The organism is Candidatus Moraniibacteriota bacterium (assembly GCA_026396275.1).
In the GTDB taxonomy this organism is placed as follows: Bacteria; Patescibacteriota; Minisyncoccia; order Moranbacterales; family JAPLXC01; genus JAPLXC01.
Genome location: JAPLXC010000003.1, coordinates 23,799 through 40,260, shown reverse-complemented (window position 1 = coordinate 40,260; position 16,462 = coordinate 23,799). Strand labels below are relative to the sequence as shown.

Annotated in this window: 14 protein-coding genes; 2 read left to right on the top strand and 12 right to left on the bottom strand. The window is 39.3% G+C overall.

The features are described from left to right. From NT136_01000 to NT136_00985, 4 genes are all read right to left on the bottom strand, one after another. The coding region (locus NT136_01000) for a class I tRNA ligase family protein (protein ID MCX6765523.1) at positions 1-3,053 on the bottom strand (3,053 nt) is incomplete at its 3' end. Positions 3,054-3,171: 118 nt separating this feature from the next. Further along, positions 3,172-4,329 (bottom strand): glycosyltransferase family 1 protein, encoded by a 1,158-nt coding sequence (locus NT136_00995; GenBank protein MCX6765522.1) that lies wholly within the window; start codon positions 4,327-4,329, stop codon positions 3,172-3,174. A 94-nt stretch (positions 4,330-4,423) separates the two neighbouring features. After that, a complete protein-coding gene (gene argS, locus NT136_00990; GenBank protein MCX6765521.1) occupies positions 4,424-6,040 on the bottom strand; it encodes an arginine--tRNA ligase in 1,617 nt (538 codons plus the stop codon). A gap of 133 nt (positions 6,041-6,173) precedes the next feature. After that, positions 6,174-7,112, bottom strand: coding sequence for a hypothetical protein (locus NT136_00985; protein MCX6765520.1), 939 nt, complete (start codon positions 7,110-7,112; stop codon positions 6,174-6,176). Positions 7,113-7,232: 120 nt separating this feature from the next. Between NT136_00985 and speD the strand changes: the two genes are divergently transcribed. Next, on the top strand, positions 7,233-7,592 hold the full coding sequence (gene speD / locus NT136_00980) for an adenosylmethionine decarboxylase (GenBank protein MCX6765519.1): 360 nt from the start codon (positions 7,233-7,235) through the stop codon (positions 7,590-7,592). Between the two features lie 112 nt (positions 7,593-7,704). Here speD and NT136_00975 read toward each other — a convergent pair whose 3' ends face one another. From NT136_00975 to NT136_00950, 6 genes are all read right to left on the bottom strand, one after another. Next, positions 7,705-8,757, bottom strand: coding sequence for an AI-2E family transporter (locus NT136_00975; GenBank protein MCX6765518.1), 1,053 nt, complete (start codon positions 8,755-8,757; stop codon positions 7,705-7,707). Positions 8,758-8,778: 21 nt separating this feature from the next. After that, positions 8,779-10,056 carry a pitrilysin family protein gene (locus NT136_00970; GenBank protein MCX6765517.1) on the bottom strand — a complete coding sequence of 426 codons (1,278 nt, stop codon included), beginning with the start codon at positions 10,054-10,056 and terminating at the stop codon, positions 8,779-8,781. A gap of 31 nt (positions 10,057-10,087) precedes the next feature. Then, positions 10,088-11,122, bottom strand: a complete 1,035-nt coding sequence (locus NT136_00965) for an NGG1p interacting factor NIF3 (GenBank protein MCX6765516.1) — start codon at positions 11,120-11,122, stop codon at positions 10,088-10,090. A gap of 17 nt (positions 11,123-11,139) precedes the next feature. Next, positions 11,140-12,531 carry a glycine--tRNA ligase gene (locus NT136_00960; protein ID MCX6765515.1) on the bottom strand — a complete coding sequence of 464 codons (1,392 nt, stop codon included), beginning with the start codon at positions 12,529-12,531 and terminating at the stop codon, positions 11,140-11,142. 111 nt (positions 12,532-12,642) lie between these two features. Then, entirely contained in the window at positions 12,643-13,416 is a 774-nt protein-coding gene (gene pgeF / locus NT136_00955) for a peptidoglycan editing factor PgeF (protein MCX6765514.1), read from the bottom strand. Between the two features lie 71 nt (positions 13,417-13,487). Beyond that, positions 13,488-14,057, bottom strand: coding sequence for a DNA-3-methyladenine glycosylase (locus NT136_00950; protein MCX6765513.1), 570 nt, complete (start codon positions 14,055-14,057; stop codon positions 13,488-13,490). A 70-nt stretch (positions 14,058-14,127) separates the two neighbouring features. Between NT136_00950 and NT136_00945 the strand changes: the two genes are divergently transcribed. Further along, positions 14,128-14,319 carry a hypothetical protein gene (locus tag NT136_00945; GenBank protein ID MCX6765512.1) on the top strand — a complete coding sequence of 64 codons (192 nt, stop codon included), beginning with the start codon at positions 14,128-14,130 and terminating at the stop codon, positions 14,317-14,319. A gap of 14 nt (positions 14,320-14,333) precedes the next feature. Here NT136_00945 and NT136_00940 read toward each other — a convergent pair whose 3' ends face one another. Both NT136_00940 and NT136_00935 read right to left on the bottom strand, forming a co-directional pair. Further along, on the bottom strand, positions 14,334-15,515 hold the full coding sequence (locus NT136_00940) for a glycosyltransferase (GenBank protein MCX6765511.1): 1,182 nt from the start codon (positions 15,513-15,515) through the stop codon (positions 14,334-14,336). A 68-nt stretch (positions 15,516-15,583) separates the two neighbouring features. Then, positions 15,584-16,414 (bottom strand): alpha/beta fold hydrolase, encoded by an 831-nt coding sequence (locus NT136_00935; protein ID MCX6765510.1) that lies wholly within the window; start codon positions 16,412-16,414, stop codon positions 15,584-15,586. Between the last annotated feature and the right edge of the window lie 48 nt (positions 16,415-16,462).

Sequence of the window (16,462 nt, the reverse complement as noted above, 5' to 3'; positions counted from 1 at the left end):
TCAAACTCTTTTTCGAGATCAAACTTTTCTAATTTTTCTGATTTTAATTCGTCCGCCAGCACTTCTTTGCCAATCATTTCGCCAAATTTTTCAAAGACCTCCGATGCCCCAATATAGCCCACTTTAATATGATTGTCAACTTCATAACCCGCTTCTTTTCTCATCTCTTGAATATGGCGGATAATTTCGCGGGCTTGGCCTTCAAGTTTGAGATCTTTAGTAATTCTAGTATCAAGTGCTAGTGTTTCTACCGCCGTTCCTAATTCAGCTCCTTTAACGTTGAGCTCTTCTGTCAAAATTTGACTCCACTCCAGTTTATTTATAAGTTCATCAAAAACCCCTTTAAATTTTTGTCCGAGAATAACTTTTGCTAATGGTTGACGCACTTTTTTACCATGCCTTGCACGTTCCTGTAATCCCAAACTAATTATTTCTCGTAAGTCGTTCATATTTCTATTTAACTTCTTATCAATCAATTTCTCATCCGCTATTGGAAAATCAGCCAGATGCACTGACTCTTCACCGGTTAAATTCTTGTAAATTTCCTCCGCGATAAACGGCGTAAATGGCGCCATTAGTTTCGCAAGCGTTACCAATACATAATGCAATGTTTCATAAGCCAGTTTTTTATCCTCATCGCTTTCCGACCCGCCTGCAACGCTTCGTGTAGCGATGCGGGCAGGTTTCCAAAATCTTCTTCGGCTGCGGCGGATGTACCAGTTGGAAAGATTGTCGACGAATTTTGGAAAGAGCCGAGCGGTCCGATTAAGTTCATACTTTTCCATATTCTCGTTCACTTCGCGAATAAGAACGTTTAATTCCGAAATTATCCATTTGTCCAGCAGGTTAGTTGTTGGCTGTTGACTGCGTGCTGTTGGTTTAAATTTATCAACATTGGCGTACATTACAAAGAAATAATAAGAATTCCAGAGCATTCTAAACATTCCGCGATAAAATTCCGTCATTTCTGTCTCTTTGAGGCTAAGATCCTCGGCTGCCATTACCGGAGAAGACAAAAGATAAAATCGAAGAATGTCAGCGCCGTATTTTCGAAAAATTTCAGCTGGATCAGGATAATTTTGAAGGCGCTTTGACATTTTTTTTCCTTGCTCATCCAAAACTATGCCGTTTACGACAACATTCTTATAAGCTGGTTTTTCTTTTATCGCAGTGGAAATAATATGAAGATAATAAAACCAGGCACGCGTTTGATCTATGCCTTCGCCAATAAATTCAGCTGGAAAATTGGCTTCGAATTTTTCCTTGTTTTCAAAAGGATAGTGTACTTGAGCATAAGGCATTGATCCTGAATCAAACCAGGTATCCAGAACATCAGGAATTCTTTTCATTATTCCACCACACTTTTCGCATTTAAATATAATTTTGTCGATAATGTGTTTATGCAAATCTGTAACTTTTTGTCCGCTAAGTTTTTCTAATTCTTTCACTGACCCTATAACTTTTATATTTTCGCACTCACCTTTGATTTTTGATTTTTGATTTTTGATTTCGGTTTGACCGTTGCACTTCCAGATAGGAATAACCGAGGCCCAAAATCTCTGCCGACTAATCGACCAGTCACGCGCTCCTTCCAGCCAATTGCCGAATCTTCCTTCCTTTATATGACTTGGCACCCAGTTAATATCCTTGGCCAGCTCCAATGCCTTTCCTTTAATCTTTGTGACATTCACAAACCAAGAGGAAGTAGCATAGTTAATAAGAGGAGTTTCACATCTCCAGCAATGGGGATAACTATGCAAATATTCCTCCTTGGAAAAAAGACAATTGTTTTTTTCCAGAAATTTAATGACCTCAATATCGGTTTTTTGATGATTCTCCATTGGTTTCACGCTCATTCCGGCAAAATCAACGGCTTCTTTTTTGATCAATCCATCCATGCCAACATGCTGAATAAAGGGCAAATTATGCTTATAGCTTAAATCCAGGTCGTCTTCTCCAAAAGCTGGTGCTATATGCACTATTCCCGTTCCCTCTTCAGTATTCAAAAAGTCAGCCGGGTAAACTTTCCACCCATTTTCTTCATTATCTAAACCTTTATTAATATAATAGTCAAAAAGTGGTTTATATTCTTTGCCAATTAAATCTCTGCCTTTAAATTCGTTAATCACTTCAAATTCTTTATCTTTTAGAACTTCCTTTATTCTTTCTTTAGCCAAGATATAATAATTGTCATCCTGAACTCCCGCCTGCAATGCTTCGCATAGCGATGCGGGCAGGTGTTTCAGGATCTTATTAGATTCCGGATCCCCGCCTGCCGGACGGGTAGGAAGTCCGGAATGACATTTCAATTTTACTTTCACATAAGCAATTTTTTCTCCAACCACCACCGCTGTGTTTCCAATAAGCGTCCAAGGTGTAGTTGTCCAGACGAGTAAATATGTATCCGGCTCGTTTTCTAATTTAAACTTAACCGTGACCGCAAGGTCTTTTATATCTTTATATCCATCCGCAACGTCCTGCTGGGAAAGAGTGGTCTCACAACGCGTGCAGATATACATCGAGCGGTAACCCTCATAGATTAATCCTTTGTTCCAAAGTTCCTTGAAAACCCACCACACGGACTCCATGAAACTCAAGTCCATGGTTTTGTAACTATTTTCCATGTCCGCCCATCTTCCCAACCGTTTTATCACTGATTTCCAATCCTCAACGTACTTGGAAACTTTGGAACGGCAGGTTTCATTAAACTTGTCTATGCCTATCTTTTTAATGTCTTTCTTTCTCTTGATACCCAAGCTCTTTTCCACAATATTTTCTATGGGCAAGCCATGACAATCCCATCCCCACTTTCGCTCAACGTATCGTCCTCTCATCGTCCAGTAACGAGGAATGGCATCCTTTATAACACCGGTCAGGATATGTCCATAGTGAGGCATTCCCGTAGCAAAAGGCGGCCCGTCATAAAAAACGTAGGCGGGGTTATTTTTTCGAATCTCCACCGACTTCTCAAAAATTTTATTGTCCTCCCAAAACTTCAAAATTTCTTCTTCCATTTTGGGCAAACTCTGTTTTGGATCGACTTTTTTAAACATAAATTTAAAAACCCAAATGCCAAAATTCAAATATCAAATCAAGTTCAAAGCGCAAAATCCAAAAATTTAAACATTGGATTTTGGATTTGATTTGACATTTGAGCTTTGAAATTTGGATTTAAATTGATTTATAAACTTCCAGCGTTTCCTGTGCTGTTTTTTCCCAATCAAATTTCTTCACCTGTTCCAATCCTTTCTGCCTATATACATTACGCAAATTTTCATCAGTCGCAAATTTAATCATTACATCGGCGATTTCCTCTTTATCAATGGGATTTACAAAATAAGCGGCGTCTTCTGCAATTTCCGGAAGCGAAGAAACGCGCGAGATAATCGCCGGTGTTCCGGTAGCAAACGCTTCCAGTACCGTCATCCCGAAGCCCTCGTAGAGAGAGGGCATAATGAAAAACTGGGAATTTTTGAAAAGCGGAACAAGCTCATCGCCGATAATATAACCGGTAAAGACCACGTCTCGGTTAATTCCCAAATCCTTAGCAATTTGGGAATATTCTTGAGACAACCACCCTCGCTTCCCTGCTAAAACCAGCTGATAATCAAATTTCTTGTTCAGTTTTTTATACTTTTCCTTGTAGAGCGCAAAGGCCTCCAGCAGTCGGCTGATATTCTTTGCCGGCTCGAGCGTTCCTAAAAAAAGAATGTACTTTTTAGTAATGCCGTATTTGCCCAAAACTTTCTGAGTATCAATGGAGGGAGTTTCAAAAAACCTCTTGTCCAAACCGCTGTAAATGACTTTAACTTTTCCGGGAGGAATACCAAGAAAAGTGTTTAGGTCATTTTTTGTTGATTCAGATACCGCGATAACCTTGTCTGCCTTCTTTGCCATCAGGGAATACACTGCCTTATCCCGAGTGCGTTTAACTTTGGGAAAACATTGAGGAATCCGATAGAGCGCCAGATCATGAAAAGTAACCACGCATTTTCCCCGGTAGCTGATTGGAATGCGACTCAAAGGAGAGGTAGAGTGAAGAATATCCAGTTTTTCTTTTTGCAGTGTCGCTGTTCCCAAAATCTCGCTATAGGCACCGGGGAGATATTTTTTGTAATCCGAGAAAGGATAAAATTTTACTTTAGTATTCGGCCGGGTGAATTTTTTCACGTCCTTTTCGCGAACCCGAAAATCAAAAAACAGGACGTACTCGTTTTCTTTGTCAATGTCAAGCAAATGGCGAATGAGCTGGTAGGTGTAATGTCCTACTCCGATCGCTTCGCCTTTCTCTGGATTTAAAATTGTCCGGGCGTCAATACCGATACGCATAATTGCATTATTGACCAGTTAACGAGTTCACAAGTTAACGGGTTGGAAATTTTAACTCTTTAACACGTTAACTCGTTAATAAAATAATAAATAATCACATTTTATTGGGCGCGCTTATCCCCATCAGCCGCAACGTTTCTGCTAATATTATTCTAACAGCATTTACCAGATTTAGTCGAGCCCCTGAAAGTCCTGAATTTTTTTCGTCAATAACCCGGCAGGATTCGTAAAAATCATGAAATTTGTCAGCTATTTTTATCGCGTAATGAGGCAATTTATGGACTTCATAAGTTTGAGATATTTCTTCAATTAGTTCAGGGAATTTATTCAGTTCTTTAATCAAGCTTAATTCTTTTTCGTAAGTTAGTAAATGTAAATTTTCGGATTTCAGATTTAGGATTTCGGATTTTCTTAATATACTGCAAATTCTGGCATGTGCATATTGTACGTAAAAGACAGGATTTTTTTCTGAACGTTCTTCAGCCAGTCCCAAGTCAAAATTCATATGCGTGTCCGGAGAATACAGTAGAAAGAAAAATCTTGCCACATCATGCCCGACTTTATCGATAAGCTCGTCAATATAGACCACATTACCCGCGCGTTTGCTCATCTTTACCTCTTTGCCGTCCTTAACCAATCTTACAAGCTGAGCGATAATGAATTTTAATTCTCCAGTAAATCCGAGTGCTCTGGCCGCTGATTCAAAACGTCTCATGTATCCATGATGATCCGCTCCCCAAATTTCAATAATTTTATGGAATCCTCTTTCGATTTTATTTAAAATGTATCCGCAGTCAGAAGCAAAATATGTTTTTTCCCCATTGCTTTTCACTAGAACTCTATCTTTATCATCGCCAAATTCTGTCGTTTTCAGCCATAAAGCATTATCTTTTTTGTAGGTTAATTTTTTGTTTTTCAACATTTCAATGGCACGATCCACAAAACCATCGTCATATAAGGACTTCTCGGATATAAACACATCAAATTCTATTTGCATTTTCTCGATAGCAGGATTTATGTAATCATCCATGACCGCTGCTGCTGATGGAGCCACAGACATTTGAATGGATTTATCGAGAATTTCTTTGTGTTTATTGCGTAATTCATCAATATACTCTCCGATATAAACAGCCTGATCATCTTTATGAAAACTGTGAGCGAATTTCAATGCCTGTTCGCCGGCATCATTTTTGTAATATTCATTCACAACTCCAAATCCAGCTTTCTTGCAAACTCTGCCAATTAAATCGCCATAAAATCCCCCGCGTCCGTTTCCAAGATGTAGCGGCCCAGTCGGATTGGCAGAAATAAATTCATTATTTATTTTTATCCCCCTGCCAATTTCACTATTTCCGAAGTTTTCTTTTTGCTCATTAATTTCGGCAACTTTTTCCTGTAAATATTTTTCCGAGAGGTAAAAATTAATATACCCTGGCTTTGCAATCTTAATTTTATCAAAACTATTATTTTTGATTTTTGACCCGCCTGCCGGCGAGGCAGGTATTTGATTTTTGATTTCTTCAGCTATTTCTATCGGGTTTTTCATTAATTTTTTTGCCAAAACCATTGCCGCATTAGTGCTATAATCGCCGAACTTTTCTTCTTTGGGATAATTTACTTCAATCTCCGACATATTAAAATCAAGAAATTTGCTTTCTCTTTGCAAGTTCAGAATAGCTTCTTTTATGATATTTTCCACCTTTTCCTTCATACAGGGTTATTATACTGTAACCAATGGCTTTGATCAATAAAAATGTCAGTAACGTTTTCCCGCGGCCGCACTAAAGTGTTGCCAACAAAAAATCCCAGCTTAACTCGGCTAGGTGACAATCATGTTTTATCAATTATTCTATTCCCAACCACGTCATTCTATTCCTAAACTTTTCAAACAGTTCCGGTCCTTGCGGCTCTGGCAGAAAAATGAGCGCCTCATCAGAGGCCTGGATAAAACTTCCTTTTTGGCGCGTCTTGGGATTCTCCATAATTTTTTTCTTTTGCCACTTTTTAAGCCATCGCTCCAAAATATCACTTGAAAGTACTTTTTCTCCCAAAGTACGGATGCCGCGAGAAACCCCAGTATCAGGAATAATTTTTAAGTTTCCTTCCTCGGAAACAGTGTAGTTGGGTTTATATTTTCTTATCCAGGCATTCTTTAGTTGAAAACTTTTAAAAACCCCGGCATCAAACAAAGGAAAAAGAAAAAAATATTCGCTGGCGGAGAAAAGATCCCTGGTGGACAGTTTTAGGGATTGATCAGTAATGAAATAGTTTAAACACACCCGGTCAGTAACAAATGCTCCATGTCTTCTCTTTCCCATAAGATGAGTAATGCCGGTTACCAAAGTTCTTCCTGTCCAGATTTTTCCTTTCTTGAGAACTACGAGCAGATCCCAGTCGCTTTTTTGATTCGCCATCTTCATAGCCAGTTTCCCTGTAACGCCGATCATTCGGACATAGGGAACAAAGCGAAGGATGCTAACCACTCGGCGCAGCCGTTTTGTTTTTTCATTGGCTATTTTGCTTGCGGCAATTCTTTTTTCTACCAGTTCTTTTCTCCCTCGCAGGAAGTAAAATCCCCCGGACTCTTCTATGTGCTTTTTCAATTCCGGATCCTTCAGCGCTTCAGTTATTATAGCTAGAGTCGTATTATCCAGGCTGGAATGATCAGCTGTTTGGTCAGCCCACATCAGATACTTCCAAATTTCAAAAAGGGTGAGTGGATAATCCAGCCCGTCGTAGTAAGCCAGTGTCGCGATAATGTCTTTGGCAGGTCTTGACAACATAGAAAAAACTATTTACGATATTTTAAAACTTTGATATAATCCCTTGTATACTATTCAAATTATCCTTAACCCGAAGGTAATGAGAAATTATTCTGCAACCTGCCTTCGGAAAATTAAGAGATGGCTAATCCCATTGGGACGCATATTATCGGAGACCTCCGAGGTTGCGATCCAGATTATCTTTTTAATCTTGACATGGAAGAGATTAAAAAGAAAGTTTCTGAGATTATCAGAAAGAATAATCTCACGGAGCTGGGGAGTTATTATTATCGTTTTGATAATAACTCATTTACCGGAATTGTGGCTCTTTCGGAATCTCATGTTTCCATGCATACCTGGCCGGAGATAGGTGTGGTTAATATGGATGTCTACACCTGCAATTACCAAAACGATAACACGGAATTAACCAGAAAAATGTTTAAAGAGATCGTCACGCTGTTTGGAGCTTCCGACGTACGCAGGAAAGAAATCCAGCGCTAAAGTGGTAAAAAGTTCTGCAATTTTTTCAATCAGACGTGGCTTTCATCACCTGCCGCAACAGAAGGTATAGAAATTATATTAAAAACAAACCTACTAAGACAGGGGTTTGTTTTTAGTTTTCTACCATACTGGCTACAGGGTCCGTTTTATCTTTTTTGACCAGATCCCCTACAAACACACTAAGAGCCGCGGTTAAAGGAATAGCCAAAATCGCGCCGGGCACTCCGCCCAACTTAGCTCCGATTAAGAGAGCCAGAATAACTGCCACCGGATTTAATCCCACTGCCTTTTTCATCACTTGAGGAACGATCACATGGTTTTCAAACTGCTGAATGACAATGTAAGCCGTCAAAATAAGCAGTCCCGTCAAAGGAGAAATAAGAAAACCCAAAATTACGCCGGGAATAGCGGAGATTATGGGACCCAAATATGGAATAATTTCAAGCACACCACCAAGAATGGCAAGAATTAAAGCGTAGGGAACTCCCAAAAAATACAAGGCGACAAAATCGAGGACAAAAATTACTAGCATTAGAAATAACTGCCCCTGCAGCCACTTTCCGATTTTGTCTTTTATTCTTTCCGCCAGCGACACCACGTAATCTTGATGGTCAGGAGGAGTAACAAGGGCCAGAAATTTTTTCATTCCTTCCTCTTTTACTGAAAGATAAAACGTCATGGACAAAATGGCGATGGCCGCGATTATGCTCGTGAACACACTGACTGTAGTAGAAAAGATCTCGCCTGATGACTGAATAATTTTGCTGCCTAAATCCTTTGCAAAATCCTGTCCGCTAAAAGTGATGCTGTAGGATTGAAAATAATTTTCTATTCCGCCAAATGCTTTGGTTAATTGTTCCATATACATTGGCATCTCTTGAGTAAAGCTTTTAAACTGGCTTACCAGAGGAGGAACTAAAAAGGAAACCAGCATTCCGATTATAAAAAACAGGAGAAGATAGATGAAGAGCACAGCAAACGTCCGTGGAATTCCTTTGCGTCTCATCCAGACCACCAGCGGGTCTATCGCCGCCGCGAAAATCAGCGCAATAAAGAAAATAGCAATAACGCCACGAACCAAATAAAGAAGCCAGATTCCCAGCAAAATCACAATGGTCCGAAAAATTATTCCAGTGGAGACATCAATAGTGCGTTTGTCGACCATATAGTTTTGTATTTTTAATTTTTATGATAGCGTTAGCAATTTTTGCAATTTCTTTTCGTCCTTGTGCGGCCCGATCACAGCTAAATCAAGCTTGCTGTTAGTGAAAATGTCTTTTGCTACTTTAAGCACATCAGCTTCAGTTACTTTATCAATTTTTTTAAAAATTTCCGGGAGGGTCATTATTTTTCGCTTGTGTACTTCCTGGTTAATATGAAACATTGCCACTTCATCAGAGGACTCGAAATTCATGACGCTTTTGCCTTTTATATAGTCCTTGGCTTTCTTCAGTTCTTGAAAACTGACTTTTTGTTTGGATATTTTTTTGCATTCAGCAAGGATTACATCGATGGTATTTTCAAGATTTTTATGTTCCACTCCGGCTTGGGTAGCGATATAGCCACAGTCTTTATGCGCTTCTGTTTCTGTTCGAACATAATATGCCAGGCCTCTTTTTTCCCGGACTTCAGAAAATAATCGGCTGCTCATTGATCCCCCTAAAATTACAGAAAGCAGGCCAAGGGCAAATCTATCTTTGTGGTTTTGGTGATAGGCCCGATTACCAATAACTAAATGCGTCTGATCAGTTTTCTTGAAATGAATCTTAATCTGCGGCTTTACTTGTTTTTCCCTGATTTTATCAAGCCTGGGCTTTTTTCCTTTTTTCATCATAAAAAAATACTTTTCTATTTTTGGATACAATTTTTTTTCATCAAAATTACCAGCAACGCAAACAACGGAATCACTTGCTATATATGATTTATTCATGTAACGGATAAAATCACGCCTCTTGAAAGCGTTCACCGTCTTTTTATTTCCAATCGTGTCTCGGCCCAGCGAACTGCCTTGATAGAGTAGTCTTTCAAAAATATTTCCAATATTATTCATTGGTGAGTCCTCATACATATTTATTTCCTGGATAATCGTTCCTTTTTCTTTTTCAATTTCCGCTGCGTCAATTTTAGAATCAAGAAAAATATCCGAAACAACATCAAGAGCTAATTCCGCATGTTTGTAATCAACTTTTACGTAGTATCCTGTTATTTCTTTTCCGGTAAAAGCATTGAATTCTCCTCCGATGGAATCCAAAGTGGATGAAATATCCAAGAAAGTCGGCCTTTTTTGTGTTCCCTTGAAAAACATATGCTCAATGAAGTGCGAAAGTCCTGCTTCTTTTTCGGATTCGTAGCGCGAACCGACACTAACCATCACCACTACTGTCACTGTTTGGGTGTTTTTCATAGGAACGGTTAAAATACGCAACCCATTTGATAAAACTGTTTTTTTATACCGATTTTCCATACTAATCCTTTATAAAAACATAATGCAAATATTAAAATGATAATTTTAACATTATTTTATTCTTTTTGAATTTTGATTTGTCATTTTTCATTTTAATTTTTGATTTTACCCTACTAATACGGATTAAACCTGAACACGGCATAATTTCTATTCCTCTTTTCTCCAATTCATCTAAAAGCAAGTTCATTCCAATGGAGTCCGAAGAAATATGCCCGGCAATAACGACATTAATGTGCGCTTTTTCGGCTTCCTTGCGATGCTCTTCGCTTTGGTGCATAGAAATCACCGTTCCAATTCCGGCTTGGGACATTTTTTCATATATTTTCGGACTGCCTTCCGTTCCGCCGGTTATTTCAGTAATAACTATTTTCCCCACCCGGTTGTCTTCCGATCCGGTAAAAAGCACTGGTCCGAACCCTCTTTTGGCCGCTTCTTTGTATTCGGAAATTTCCAGGAGGGATTTCAAAACATCCCCGACATATTCCGGCTTATCTTTTCTTATCTTCTTTTCCACAAAATGGGCGACAAGATTGTCCGCCGGTGTGTGAACATTCATCAAGCTTATCCCTAGAAGCCGTGCCGTATCAACCGCTTTGAAGTGGTTTATCGGATTAACGCTTCGGCTTACTTCACTGATCTTTGTTTTGAGAACGCTTTCCGCAATATTGATCGGCACGCCGTATCCCGCTAAAACGTCCGCTTGAAGATGCATCACTTCGCTTAAGTCCGCCAGTCCCTTTCCTATTGGATGATGAGCAATAATAAGATCTATCGGCTTTTTTGGATCTTTATCGGAAAGATAACGAGCCGCTAAAATTTCCGCGCTATCAATGTCAATTCCGGCCATCACTCGGCGGATGTTTTTTGCGCCGTTGTCAAAATGAATACGGGAGTCGATGTAAGGGCTGGTAAGTTTTTCAACATCAAAAAGCGTCTTCTCATCTTTAGAGAGTTTTTTATACTTTTCCTTAATGCGCTTTAATTGTTTGTTTATTCTTTCTTTCGGGCGGAAGTCGCTTTTGATTCCCAGATCGATAGCTAGTTCGTAGATTTGTCGGATATTCATAGGTTTAAATTGGTTGTTTATTGCCTATTTTTATTTAACTTGCTATCTAAATAATCTTGCAATTTTTCGATTTTTACCCTATCCTGCTTCATTGTGTCCCTGTCTCTTATAGTAACTGCATTGTCATTCAAGGTTTCGAAGTCAATCGTCACGCAATAAGGGGTCCCAATTTCATCCTGGCGACGGTAGCGCCGGCCGATGGACTGGGTTTCGTCATATTCACTGCGAAAATGAGGCCGGACGATATCCCACACCTCGCGGGCTTTCTGGCACAATTCTTCTTTTTTAGAAAGAGGAAGAACGGCCACCTTAATGGGAGCGAGATGTTTGGGAATTTTTAGCACGATCCTTATTTCCTTCCCGCCAGCAGCCGTTGGAGCTTGTTCTTCCTGGTAAGCGGAACATAAAACCGCCAATAATGTCCGATCGGCTCCGAATGTCGGCTCAATAACATGGGGAATAAACTTTTCGCCGGTTTCAGAATCAACATAACTCATATCTTTTCCGCTGGCTTTCTCGTGAGCACGAAGATCATAATCGGTCCGATAGGCAATGGCGTGGAGTTCTTTGGTGCCGAAGGGAAATTTATATTCAATATCAATTGTCCTCTTTGAATAGTGGGCCCGTTCTCCATCCGGAATTTCATGCCAGATCACATCTTTTTCTTTAAATCCCAGCTCTTTATGGTATTTTTTAATTTCCGTTACCCACATATCAAACAACTTTTCCCATTTTTCGGGATGAATGAAATATTCAAATTCCATTAAGTTAAACTCTCGCAGGCGAAAAAGAAATTGGCCAGTGGTGATTTCATTGCGAAAGCATTTTCCCATTTGAGCGATTCCGAAAGGTATTTTTTTCCGCGTTGTTTGAAGCACTTGTTGAAAATCAACAAACATTCCTTGCGCGGTCTCCGGCCTGAGATAAGTTAGCGCTGAATTATCCTCTGTCGGGCCAATGAAAGTTCTAAACATTAAATTAAATTGCTTGGGTTCGGCAAGCTCATTGCCGGAAGGACTTTTAATTTTATCTTTTTTAATCGCGTCCCACATTTGTTCCGGCTTCATTCCTTCTACTTTTACGCCGTGCTCTTCAAGAAGATGATCAGCGCGGTGCCTTTCGTGGGTTACTTTATCCTCGACCATCAAATCATGAAATTGGATTAGGTGTCCACTAGCTTCCCATACTTTCGGGTTCATAATCACCGTCGATTCAATTCCCACCATATCCGGCCGGCGGCTGACAAAGAAATCCCACCAGTGATTGCGGATATTGTTGAGTAGTTCCACTCCGTAGGAGCCATAATCCCAGCTGTTGGCCAGCCCGCCGTAGATTTCTGATCCGGGAAATACGAAACCTCTACGCTTGCAAAGAGAGATGATTTTGTCTATGGTCACAACATTTTTCATATTTGGTTTTCCTTTTTATTATCGCTTATCTTCCTTAATACTACCCTTTATTTTCCCTTTAGTCAAACAAAAAGTCCTTCTCTGCTGTTAACAAAGAAGGACCTAGTTTTTTCAAGCGTAAGCTGGTTGGCAGAATTTGCCGGCTAAAACTTCCCCCTTCCGAAAATTCTCTCTCATTCCAATGATAGCAATCATGCTTTCGGGACTTTTGTCCCTCCGGGCGGAAAAATACTTTTTGTAACTGCAAAAAGTGCATTCGCCTATAACTTCAATATTATCTTCTTTCACCTTGCTTTCCAGTAATTGGTCTAGAATAATTCCCTCTAGGTCAATATGAACTTTGAAATCACCTGCCCTAATAACATGTTTACCGTCATCATATTTTCCAAAGTGTTGCTTCATATCCTTCTCATCAAATTCAAAATGGGCTTGGCAGATTCCCGGCCCTATTGCGATATGAATGTTATGACTGCTTGAGCCAAGCTTCATCATAGCGTCTAAAACCGATGGAACTATGTTTCTGGCTATACCTCTCCAGCCGGCGTGGATTATAGCTATAATTTTTTCACGGGGATCATAAGCCAATACGGGATAACAATCCCTTGACGTTACAGAAAGATAAATTCCTTTTTCTTTGGCGAGAAGCGCATCAGTCCGGGGGATAAATAAAGGAGAATGGCAATCCACTATTGCAATTTCATTTCCGTGGTTCAATAAGGCACTGACAACATTGTTTTCAGGAATTCCATTCTTTTGAACAAAAACTCTTCGGTTAGGATTCTGGCTTTTTCTCCTCTCGTAATCATACAAGACACTTAAATCGCCGTCTTCGCGTTGAGATATCAACGCCACAATTTCCGGAAAATTTTTAAATAACTTAATCATTCTGTTCCTCCTTTAGAGTTGATTTATTTAAAAATATTTTCTCGTCAGTATAGAAAGAATTATCGTTATTGTCAAGCCAAAGGCAAATAAAGCCTCCAAAGATAATGCCGCGAGTGTCCGGCATAATCAATGCCGATTCTCTTTGATTTTTTTATATCTTTCTCTTTAAATTTAATTCCTTTCTCTATCCACAATTTCTTGCCCTTGGTTATATCACAGCCGTTTAATTTCTTATCAATTTTAAAGAATCGGCAAACTTTTCCCGGTCCATCCAGCACTATGCTATCAAGATTGCTTCTCTTTGTGGAATCTTTCGCGCGAAAGGTTCCTAGTGGTTTTATGCCTCGGATAAGAACAGCGGCGGGAAAATTTTTCTTTTCCGTGACGATATTGAGACAATGGTACATTCCGTAAATGAGATAAATATACGCATGACCGGCTTCGCCGTACATAATTTCCGTCCGCGGCGTTTTTCCGCGGCTGGCGTGACAGGCCAAATCTTTTTCGCCAATATACGCTTCAGTTTCAGTAATGACACCTCTGATAATTTTCTTGCCAATTTTTCGTACTAAAAAACAGCCAATTAAATTTCGGGCCACTTTCAAAGTATTTTTCTGGTAAAATTTTTTTCTAAGAATCATTACAAAATTCAATTGACAGCTTTTTTATAACGGTTTATAATTAGTAAAGTTCTTTCAAAAAGGAGATATAATGAAAGGAAATGATATTCTTGAAAAATTTAGGAAAAAATTTGAAGGTATGCCGTTACCCGATCTTTCAAAAGAAGATCAATATTTAAAGTTTTCAGAGGCATTATATAATGCTACAAGAAAAAAGATTGAGGATCATCATAATTTTGTCGCCAGGACTTCTGCTGCTGCGCTTGATAAACCATTTGGATAAGATGAAGAATATATTCATAAGCCACTACGAAATGTATGTGGCTTTTTTTTATGCTTAAGCGCTGCTGCATAGATTTCCAGCATCCTTTGTGCGCAAACTTTATCGGTGTATTTTTCTCTAGCAATTCCGGCTGAATTTTCACCAAATTTTCTTCTTAATTCCGCATTTCCTACCAGTTTACTTACTGCTTCGGCAAATTTATTTTCGTCTTCCGGAACCAAAAAACCGTTAACGCTATCTTCAACAAGATCTTTAGATCCCGTAGCATTTACTGCCACAATTGGCAGTCCCGCATACATCGCCTCGCTTATAATCATTCCTTGCGTTTCTGATTTGGAGGCATAAACGAAAATATCCGCTGCCGCGTAATAATTTTTGATTTCTTTTTTATCAACAACACCGACAAATATTACTCTATTCTTCATGTCATTATCTTTAACCATGGATTTTAATTTCGGCACTAGATGTCCTTCTCCGGCCACTAAAAATTTTGAGTTATTCGCCAATTTTAACACTCTGATAATTGCTCGAAAAAGAAATTCTATATTCTTTTCCGCTGTCAACCGAGAAACTAGAAGCAATAAAATCTCGTCATCGCTAATATTATATTTTTTTCTAATCAAATTTCTGTTCGTGTTCTGATAAAATTCTTCTTCCACGCCTGTGGGAATAGGAATTATATTCTCATTTATCACTCCCAAATCTTGAATAATTTTTTTCACCGATTCAGTCGGGGTGACAACCGCATCGCATCGATTGGCGTATTTTACGGCTTTTCTATTTATCCACCAAATTGCCAATTTTTTAGGAACCAGTGGAGCAAAATGGACGTAATGCTCGTGAAGTGTGTGCCAAGTTAAAACAAGAGGAATTTTTTTGCGGCGCGCCCATTTCATAGCTGTTTTCCCCAGAAGCGTCGGGTGTTGCGAGTGGATAATATCAAGATCTAATTTTTCTAAAATCTTGCTTATTCTTCTGGAATATGGAATAGCCAGTGGAAAGCTGATTTTGTATTTTATATCAATTGAAGGATAGCGAAACACATTGGGATTTTGGTCTGTGTATCCCTTGGTGCGCGGAGCAAAAATATAAACAGTGTGGCCAAGCTTCTCAAACTGTCTGCGAAAACTCTCAATGGAGTTGGCTACACCGTAAGGATTAGGAAGATAGTTATTGGTGAAGATACCAATTTTCATAGCTTGGCTTTTTAGGAATTAGCTTTTTAGCTCATTAGGACTAAAAACCTAAGAAGCTAATAAGCTTCTCAATTTTCGTTGAGAAAATTGAGTATGTCCTCAAACACATGCTCATTCTTAATGTCCGAAATGAAAGTGTGATAGGCTCGGTGAATGTACTGTTTCTTTTTAATTTTAGAAGCGATTTTGTTGTAAATGGAATCCATATTGTTTCTGGAAACAATATGATCGCTTGATGACTGGAGCAAAAAACAGGGCTGGGTAACGAGAGGAATTTTTTCTCGTGATGCTTTCACCAAGTTAAACGTTTCCAGTGCGCTATCAACTGGATAAGTTTGATAGGAAATTATTCTTGTCAGAGTCGTCGAGACGCCAAAGGTAGGCGGATAAAATTTCTTATTGTAACGCCTGAATTTGCGAAGGATCTTGGCGAAGAAAAGCGAAATTTTTTCGATTCGCAATTTATAGGGCGTCGCCATAAGGACAAGTCCTGAAATTTCCGGGTGTCTGGAAGCCAAAAAAATTGCTAAGTTCGCGCCAATTGAAGTTCCTCCAACATACACCTTGTCAAACTTATTTCTAAGTTCTAGGTATGACTTTTCGACATCCTCCAGCCAATCAGCCCACTTCACATTCTCCAAATCTTTGGGTACTGTCCCGTGGCCGCGAAGCATTGGTCCGGAGGCCGTGTAGCCGTTTTCATTCAGATATTTTCCCAAACGCCTCACTTCATAAGGAACCGAGCTCCAGCCATGAATTAAAAGCACTGCCTTGCCATTGATACCTTCAAAGTAAAACGGCTGATTAACTAAATGCCGCTCCTTTTCGTATAAAAGTTTCGGATCAACAAAAAGAGTTTCCTTTATGGTCCTAATGGCTTTTTTTATCTTTTCTTCCATACAATAGGAATTTTAGTGCTTTCCGCGATTTTGGGCAAGAAAGCAAGG